5 protein-coding genes are annotated in these 3425 nt (G+C 72.5%); 4 read left to right on the top strand and 1 reads right to left on the bottom strand.

The window, feature by feature from the left end:
- Positions 1-974: lysylphosphatidylglycerol synthase domain-containing protein (locus tag x551_RS19915; RefSeq protein ID WP_051512231.1), on the top strand; the 974-nt coding region annotated here is incomplete at its 5' end.
- 99 nt (positions 975-1073) lie between these two features.
- Here the strand turns inward: x551_RS19915 and x551_RS19910 are convergent.
- Positions 1074-1553 carry an SET domain-containing protein-lysine N-methyltransferase gene (locus x551_RS19910; RefSeq protein ID WP_051495944.1) on the bottom strand — a complete coding sequence of 160 codons (480 nt, stop codon included), beginning with the start codon at positions 1551-1553 and terminating at the stop codon, positions 1074-1076.
- A 168-nt stretch (positions 1554-1721) separates the two neighbouring features.
- Between x551_RS19910 and x551_RS19905 the strand changes: the two genes are divergently transcribed.
- From x551_RS19905 to x551_RS19895, 3 genes are all read left to right on the top strand, one after another.
- Positions 1722-2024, top strand: coding sequence for a hypothetical protein (locus x551_RS19905; RefSeq protein WP_011827645.1), 303 nt, complete (start codon positions 1722-1724; stop codon positions 2022-2024).
- Positions 2025-2204: 180 nt separating this feature from the next.
- Positions 2205-2399 (top strand): hypothetical protein, encoded by a 195-nt coding sequence (locus x551_RS19900; RefSeq protein ID WP_011827644.1) that lies wholly within the window; start codon positions 2205-2207, stop codon positions 2397-2399.
- 9 nt (positions 2400-2408) lie between these two features.
- Positions 2409-3293, top strand: coding sequence for a YihY/virulence factor BrkB family protein (locus tag x551_RS19895; RefSeq protein ID WP_011827643.1), 885 nt, complete (start codon positions 2409-2411; stop codon positions 3291-3293).
- Positions 3294-3425 lie beyond the last annotated feature (132 nt).

The following is a 3425-nucleotide window of genomic DNA, read 5'->3' as shown; positions in this document are numbered from 1 at the left end:
CGCGCCGCGCTGCGGGCGGGCGGCGCGGCCTCACGTCGCGGCCCTGGTGGCCTTGGGCGAAACGCGGCCTCACGTTGGCCTTCTTCGCGTTCGTCACCTACCTGCTGGTGACCCAGGCCCGCACGGTGGAATGGACCGAGGTGACGGCGTCGGTGAAGAAACTGCCTGCCGCGAGCCTGTGGGCCGCCGCCGCGCTGGCCGCGGCCAGCTATGCGCTCTACAGCTGCTTCGACCTGCTGGGCCGCCACAGCACCGGCCACCCGCTCGGGCCGCGCACGGTGATGGGCGTCAACTTCGTCAGCTACGCCTTCAACCTGAACCTGGGCTCGCTGGTCGGCGGCGTGGCCTTCCGCTACCGGCTGTACGCACGGCTGGGGCTGGACAACGAGGTGATCACGCGCGTGCTGTCGATCAGCATGCTGACCAACTGGCTCGGCTACCTGCTGCTCGCCGGCACGGTGTTCCTGCTGTGGCCGCTGGCGCCGCCGCCCGACTGGAAGCTCGATGGTCGGGCCTTGCAGGTGCTGGGTGGGGTGCTGCTGGCGGCAGCCGTCGCCTACGTGGCGCTGTGCGCCTTCTCGCCGCAGCGCAGCTGGACGCTGCGCGGCCACCGGCTCGATCTGCCCTCCGGCCGCTTCGCGCTGCTGCAGCTGGCGATGTCCAGCGCCAACTGGCTGCTGATGGCCACGCTGGTGTTCGTGCTGCTGCAGCAGCGCATCGACTTCCCCACCGTGCTGGGCGTGCTGCTGGTGGCCGCGATCGCCGGCGTGATCACCCACGTGCCGGCCGGCCTGGGCGTGCTGGAGGCGGTGTTCGTGGCGCTGCTGTCGCACGAGCTGCCGAAGCACGAACTGCTCGGCGCGTTGCTGGCCTACCGGGCGCTCTACTACCTGGGCCCGTTGGCGGTGGCGACGCTGGCCTACCTGGCGATGGAACTGAAGGCGCGCCGTCTGGCGGCGCCCGCGCGCGGCTGACGGCCCGTAGGCACCCACCGACCGAGCGCCGGGCCGCCCCAAGCCGGCCGGGCGCCCCCTCGGGGGCAGGCTGCGGTACGCCGCAGCCGGGGGCCCACATCAAAGTCGCCCCGCGCAGTTCGGCGCGCCGCAGCGACAGCGCAGACGGCCTTCGTGGTGGCTCTCGCCGTAGTCGACGCAGAGCTCCTCACCGACCGCGATGTCGCGCATGGCGTAGAACTCCACGCGCCCCTGGCGGATGCGCAGCGACGCGTTGGGCGCGCAGGAGTGGTTGGTGAAGCGCAGCGGATCGGCCGACTGCGAGGCGTCGATCGCCCGCCGCTCGGACACCTCGACGATCATGATGCGGGCCTGGCCCCTGGCGCGGCGGCGCGCCTCGCGCACGCTGATCGATTCGCCGCGGATCTCGCCGATCTTGCGGCGCGCCGGAATGGCCTCGGCGGCGAACGCGCCCTGGCCGTCGATCCGACTGGGCCGCACGCTGACGGCGAACTTCTGCGGATCGGCCGGCACGCCCTTGGCGCGCGGCGGGACGGCGCGGGCTTCGGCGGCGGGGACGTTCGCGCTGATGCGTGGCATGGATCGATTGTCGCGTCAAGTCAGCGCGCTTCCAAAGCGCGCGTCGGATGTCACGTTCGCAGGCGGCAGGGTGGAGAACTGACCCGGCGAAGGCCCGCTTTTCCCCTTCATGTCCGGGGTGCGCGGCCGATAAGCTTCGTACCAGTCCCATCGACGTCAGCACACACCATGAGCTACGCACACACCAACACTGCCCACCGTTCTTCGTCGCTGCACGCCCTGCGCAGCCGCGATGCGATCGAATGGGAGGAACTGCCCTCGTTCGCCGATTCGCTGACCCAGCGCCTCGTCGTGCTCGGCCAGCGCCCGCTGGGCGAACGCATCGAGGCGGCTTCGCCGGCCTGGGTCGAGACCATGGCGGCCGACCTCGACCTGCTGCCGCCGTCGGAGCCGTTCCGCGAAGCCTTCCAGGGCCTGCACACCCGCGAGGTGCACGAGCCCGAGGTGTTCCGCCTGTTCTTCGGCGACTGATCGACCCCGGCGCGTGGCGCGGCGCCTGCCGCCGTGCCCCGCCCCGTGTCGGAAGACGCCGACACGCGCTCGCGCCGCCGCCCGACGGACGCGACACCACCCCCCTCCTATCCTTGCCTCATGACGCGCGCACGCGCGGCCGACGCATTCGCGCCCCGGCCCGTGCGCAGGGAGCCGCTCATGCTGCGCAAGATCCTCATGTTCACCGTGACCTCCGGCCTGGCCATGCAACTGGTTCGCAACCTGTCGCGTCGCAAGGCGCAGCGTGAAGCGCTGCTCGATCGGGAGGCGGTCCGCACCTGGGAAGAGGAAGGCGGCGCCGTGAAGCCGGCCGATCCTCCAGCCCGGCCCTCGCCCCGCGCCACCACGCATTGAGTCGCCGCGGTGAAGCTGCCGCGCTGGGACCGCGTGGCGGTTCGCGCCTGGACGCTGTGGGCCGAGCAGCGCATCGGCCGCACCGCCGCCGCGCTGGCGTTCTACACGCTGTTCTCGCTCGCGCCGATCCTCGTGATCGCCACCGCTGTGGCCGGCGCGGTGTGGGGGCGCGAGGCGGTGCAAGGGGACCTGGTGACGCAGCTGTCGCGCGTGGTCGGCACCGAGGGCGGCCGGCTGCTGCAGGAGATGATCGCCAACGCCTACCGCTCGACCCGCGGCGCTTGGGCCACGCTGGCGGCCGTCGGCGCCACGCTGTTCGGCGCCAGTGCGGTGTTCGCCGAGTTGCGCGCCGCCTTCGAGCAGCTGTGGCGCCGTGACGGCGCGCCCGATCTGCCGCTCGGCCGGCTGCTGGCAGCGCTGGTGTCGGCCCGGCTGCGTGGCGTGGCGGTGGTGATCGGCATCGGCTTCGTGCTGCTCGCGTCGCTGGTGGTGAACTCGCTGCTCGTCTCGCTGGGCGGTGCCTTCACGCCGATGCTGGCCGGCGGGTTGCTGCAGGCCGGTTGGTTGCTGGTGCTGCCGTGGCTGGTGTCCTTCGCCGTCACGGTGACGATGGTCGCACTGCTGCTGCGCGTGATGCTGCCGGTGCGGTTGCCGCGTCGGCAGCTCGGCGGCGTGGCGGTCTTCGGCGCGCTCGCCTTCGAGGCGGCCAAGGGCCTGGTCAGCGTCTACCTCGGCCACAGCGCGGTGGTGTCGACCTTCGGCGCCGCCGGTTCGGTGGCGATCCTGCTGGTGTGGCTCTACGTCGTGGCCTGCGTCGTGCTGCTGTGCGCCGTGCTGCTGCGCGCGATGTCGCACGACGCCACGCCGAAGTTCGACGGCGCCGGCGGGCCGTGACGGCAACGGCTCAGCGCGTCGCCAGCTCGCCGATCGCCCGGGCGATGTCGCCCGACACGGCCGCCAGTGCCTCCACGTGCGCGGCGGCCAGCGCGTCGTAGCTCGCGTCGACGGGCACCGCGCGGCCGTGGC

It is taken from the genome of Methylibium sp. T29, from assembly GCF_000576205.1.
In the GTDB taxonomy this organism is placed as follows: domain Bacteria; phylum Pseudomonadota; class Gammaproteobacteria; order Burkholderiales; family Burkholderiaceae_C; genus Methylibium; species Methylibium petroleiphilum.
This window is presented reverse-complemented; position numbering and strand designations above follow the sequence as displayed.